Source organism: Halorubrum sp. Ea8, from assembly GCF_002252925.1.
GTDB lineage: Archaea > Halobacteriota > Halobacteria > Halobacteriales > Haloferacaceae > Halorubrum.
On the sequence record NZ_NHPF01000014.1, the window covers coordinates 1 to 4,732 of the forward strand.

A 4,732-nucleotide genomic window follows, 5' to 3' on the forward strand; every position below is an offset into this window, starting at 1 on the left:
CGTAGAAAACGCTGATGCCCCCCCATCCCTCCGGCCCTCGAAGGAGGTTTGTCCCCGTAAATCTGCGGAGGGCATCAGCAACTGTGTGTATGCTACTCTTTCACAAAAATCGATCGACGCTCAGGCGCTTGGTGTAGACCCTGTATAACTGAGATACGCTAATACCGAAGATACGCTCCGCTACCGATACAGATCGTAGCGATGAGTAACAATCCACCACTGAAAACATTCCTCAGCGTGCCTGAAACTCCAGGATTTGCGACAATATTGAAAGCCTGCTGAAACACAATTAGTTGGAATACTAGCAGAAGACTTCCTCCAGAAACCAACAACTGACTCTTCGAGCTTCTGTCCATAATTCAGTCAGCATCCGGCAATTGTATAGGTGTTATTCACGCTCTCTAGCTCAGAAACAGAGGCATAGTATTCGATTCTCAGGCCAAATAATTCTGATGCGCAACGTATTTAACCTGACTCACGCCCAACTTATCACCCCGAGCGCAGTTTCAGCGTGTTAGAATTTCCTTACGGCGGAAACTGCTGCGAAGAGAGTGAATACTCCACTGAGCACAATCGCGATGATCGGTGCGTTTGACGTTTGATCTTTCAAAAACGCATCTCCCGGCTGGTCGGGAGAGACATATGCGGTTGTCTGTATCCCCTGTTCGTACTCTTCAATAGCTGATTCGGCGCCTGACTGCGTTTCGTAGTTCTGTTCAATATCTGCGGGATATATTTTTGTTCCAGTATATTCATTCCCATTATAGGTGTACTCAAACTCGACCACTGAATCGAAATTCGCACCTGGATTTGATGACGTTCCGCTGTCCGTCTCGATGTCGAGTTCAGCGATAGTCGCATCAACCTCGACTGACTCTCGAACTGCCTCTGTCTGTTGAACGTAATCGTATCCCCCGTAGCTGATGATAGCAATCCCAATGAGGATGTACAGTAACGCACCTTTGAGACTATCCAATGGGACCGGCGGAGCCACAGAGGAACACCGCGTGTGGGTAGGTCGTGTCAGAGGTAGATGAAACGGCTGGTCATTGAGGGTTGCTTACTTTTTGTCCCAGTTTATTCAATCTCATACACTTGTTCGTTGATACTGTAGAACTTTCGTTCAGTATACATTCCAGAAGTATATCAGCCCACCATAGAAGATCGCACTTATAATTGCCACTAAAAGTGCTGAAAATAGTGTGCCATCGGTAATCAGATATTCGTATACCAAGACAACAACGAACCAGAGGAGACCATGTACTATCGGTTGCCGGAGTGACTGGATATTGGTGTTAGTGGAGGGCATCATTGTTAATTGAATTAGCCGAAGAAAGACCTCTGCTGATATTGTACTGACACCAACTGCGTCAGAATATACAACTTGGCGAATGTTTTAATAGAGTACATTCCTCTAGAAGTATGGCGTCAATACGCCTTCACCGATTATCACTGCCGTCTGAGTCTTGCGGCATCGACTCTTTGTTCCGATAAAAACGAACGACTACAGTAGTGCCTGTGGAACCAGTTGACTGGAACTCAAGTTCAGCGCCCAGTTGGCTTACGGCCCAATTGACGAACCAAAGTCCGACTCCAAGTCCGTGCTCGAGTTGTGTTTCGCTCGATTCGGTCAATAAGTCACGCTCTCGGTCTGGGATCCCGGGACCATTGTCCGCGATGCGGAGCTGCGGGATATCATCAGCTGTTCGTTCCACCTCGATATCGACTCGTGCGGGGTCATCTGAGTGAACGATAGCGTTCTCAACGAGTTCAGTCATGAGCCGGCGCACAACAGTTCGATAGGAGGTCAATTGCAGCCGCTCCGGTGCGGTGACTGAGATGCTGCTATCCGGATAATCATCACGTGCCGTCGCAGCGACTTCGTGGGCGACAGCAGCAATGTCGACCGTTGACGGAGCGCTAACGCTATCGGTCATAACCGCTTCAGCCTCTCGTGCCTTCCGGCTGACCGAGGCAAGCTCGCTGGCACTATTTTGAATGGCTGTCTGGTGCGTGTCGTCTTCTACGTGATCCGCATGCGCTAAGATCACGTCGAGTTTGTTCCGGGCGTTGTGTCGAAGCACTCGGTTGAGTACTGAGAGCCGCTGTTCCCGGGTTCGTTGATCGGTCACGTCTCGAAAGACAATTGTCCGCGCCACAGGCTCCTCGTCGCTGTCACCCATGTCGCGTTCGACGTCGGAGACCGTGTACTGAAACGGACGTCGGCCCTTTGTCGTCTGAAGCGAGGCGACCTCTGTGGTACCTCCTGATAGATCTACCCCGCCGAACCCGTCAACGGCCGCGTTGAGTGGTGTCCCAATCACGTCTCGTGTCGTCCACCCAAACAGGCTTTCAGCTGTCACGTTGGCATCGAGGATATTTGCTTCCCAGTCGACAACGACAACCGCCTCCTGAAGCGATTCGACGACGCGTGACCGGGCGACATAATCTGCTTTCGGGAACCCCGTCAATACCGGATAGCGTTGAATCGCAACGGCAAGTAACACTCCCGAAACTAACAACCCGCCAGTGACTCCATCGATGATCAAACTCCCGGCCAGCCAGCCCCCAATAACGTATGGTGCTGAGATTGCTCCCAGCTGGATCCCAACCTGTGTCCTTGAAACACGCCCGTGGTTCCAACCGTACCTGAGGAAGAGAAACGCTGCGTAGACGTAAATTATGAACAATAAGAATAATTCAGTACCGACGAGCGACGCGAGTGAGCGACGAATTTCCTCTCGCATTGGGTCACCCTCGAACGTGGCTGCTGCCCCAATCAGCGGGAGCGTAAGGAGAACAAACACCGCCCCTCGGAGAAGAGTAAAGCCTGTCTCTCGGCCGATATATCCAAGCACATAGACTAGCCATATTGCGGGAAGAAACACAACCGGGACAACCTGCGCGATAGCAGCCAAATTCGATCCGACCCCCCACGCGTTCGGAAATTCAGATATCAGCGAGAGGAGCGCCCACAGCAACAGACTGGCGGTTATTAGCGCAAAGGGGACCGCATTTGGGGGGGACCGATCCTTCGCAGTTTGCCACGTTACCCACGCCAGCAGGCCTACAGCAACGACATCAACGGCAACTGAGAGTCCTAATGAGAGCAGCATTGGCGGAGGGGATTCGCTTTCGGATTTTTATATGGAACAGCGTTGAACTGCTGGGCAGTTACTGGTGTCATTGCGCTCACTCACGCTGGTTGTTCAAGTGATTCATCCATAATTTCATTACACCCGTTACTGGCCCGGAAACACGGATATGTCGAGTGGTATAGCCGACTCTGAGGATAGTTGTTTCGTAAGTTTATTTCTAAGTTTGTCGGCTTCGTCCAGCGGTATAGCGATCAACTGACTGCTGTTGCTGCTGTTGAAACACTCCGTTCAGGCTTATTGGTTCCCCTAAAAATATTCAGGTGAAATGCAGTTTACTCTCCGTGGGGTGGCTGTCACGGTTACGCCGCTGATCCTTCTCGCGCTCATTCTCGGACTTGGTATCGCTGGGTATGGAGGTTATGACTACGTCCAGCAATCGAACGCTGTTGACGATGCTGTCGCTGTTGAAACAACTGTTGTTGGCACCGATATCAGCAGATCTGATGGGCGTCGCTTCTACTACCGCGTCTCAGTTGAGCACACCTACGAATATCAGGGGCGTGAATATACGAGCAAACAGGTGTTCCCAGGCTCAACGAGGCCGATATACACCGTCCAGAGCGACGCTCAGCGTATTATTGAGCCGTACGAACCGAATGAGACAGCTACAGCCTACGTTACCCCCGACAACCCTAGTGGAGCGTTTCTCAAGCGACAAACGATATTTGCTCCATTCAGATTCATTGGTTTCGGGAGTCTTCTGGCGCTCTTGACAGCACTTCATGCGATTGGGGCGCGTAATCCTGGCCAAAATACAGAGATTAGTCAAACGAGTGAGCGCGAGCCAACTCGATATAACACGGTGTTCGGGCTCAGTCGGGATACACTGTCTCGAGTTAGTAAGCGTCTCATGCTGTTTACACCAGCTGTGTTTTTTGTTTCTCTCGTAACCATAGTAGCACTTCTGTTGAATTCGGAGGGATCATCACTACAGGTCAGTGTGACTAATCCAGTCGGATTCGCGTTACTTGCGGCGCTTCTATCGGTTTTAGGATTTGTCTTTGGGCTCACACTCTATGGCATTTGGTCATTTACCGAATACAGACGACTGCGTGAACGTATTCCAGACCCACGGCCACCGAGTCCGTTCCGACATCCGTCTCGCCTCGTTACAATCATGTACTCCCGAGAAGAACTCAACGCCTATGGCCGTCGAGTGAAACTGACCGGCTTCGTGTTCACACTCATCGTGTTCCTCATCAGTGTCGTCGCGTTCGTGCTCGTGACGGCGTCGTGATAAAAAAGAATTAGCTCGATCGGTACAACGAGAGGAGAGAGCCTATAAATAGGAATGTACCGACGGCGATTAATGCGGCCCCTATTCGTGTTGACTCTGTGATTTTTATCGCTCCGACTGCCGTCATTGCGATCCCGACCACACTCAGCAGAACCTTCCATACCGCGTTTGGGACCAACTCCAGCAGTAGTTCGATAATGAACTCAAAAATGTCATCTATCATGTGTATTAATCACCACGACGTTGCTTAGTTCGTCAGTTAGCAATAGTGCTGGTTGGTACATCCATTTGCTTGTTTTTACTTCTGTGTTCACCATTTCAACCTCTCGGCTCTGTT

3 protein-coding genes are annotated in these 4,732 nt (G+C 50.7%); 1 reads left to right on the forward strand and 2 read right to left on the reverse strand.

Annotated features, from left to right (window positions below):
* Window positions 1-514: 514 nt before the first annotated feature.
* Together DJ74_RS00670 and DJ74_RS00675 are read right to left on the reverse strand one after the other, a co-directional pair.
* The gene (locus tag DJ74_RS00670) at window positions 515-994 is read right to left on the reverse strand and encodes a DUF3592 domain-containing protein (RefSeq protein ID WP_094523933.1); all 480 of its coding nucleotides are present in this window, start codon (window positions 992-994) and stop codon (window positions 515-517) included.
* A 445-nt stretch (window positions 995-1,439) separates the two neighbouring features.
* Window positions 1,440-3,116 carry an ATP-binding protein gene (locus tag DJ74_RS00675; RefSeq protein ID WP_094525984.1) on the reverse strand — a complete coding sequence of 559 codons (1,677 nt, stop codon included), beginning with the start codon at window positions 3,114-3,116 and terminating at the stop codon, window positions 1,440-1,442.
* A 307-nt stretch (window positions 3,117-3,423) separates the two neighbouring features.
* Here DJ74_RS00675 and DJ74_RS00680 point away from each other — a divergent pair, with 307 nt between their 5' ends.
* On the forward strand, window positions 3,424-4,395 hold the full coding sequence (locus DJ74_RS00680) for a DUF3592 domain-containing protein (RefSeq protein WP_094525985.1): 972 nt from the start codon (window positions 3,424-3,426) through the stop codon (window positions 4,393-4,395).
* Window positions 4,396-4,732 lie beyond the last annotated feature (337 nt).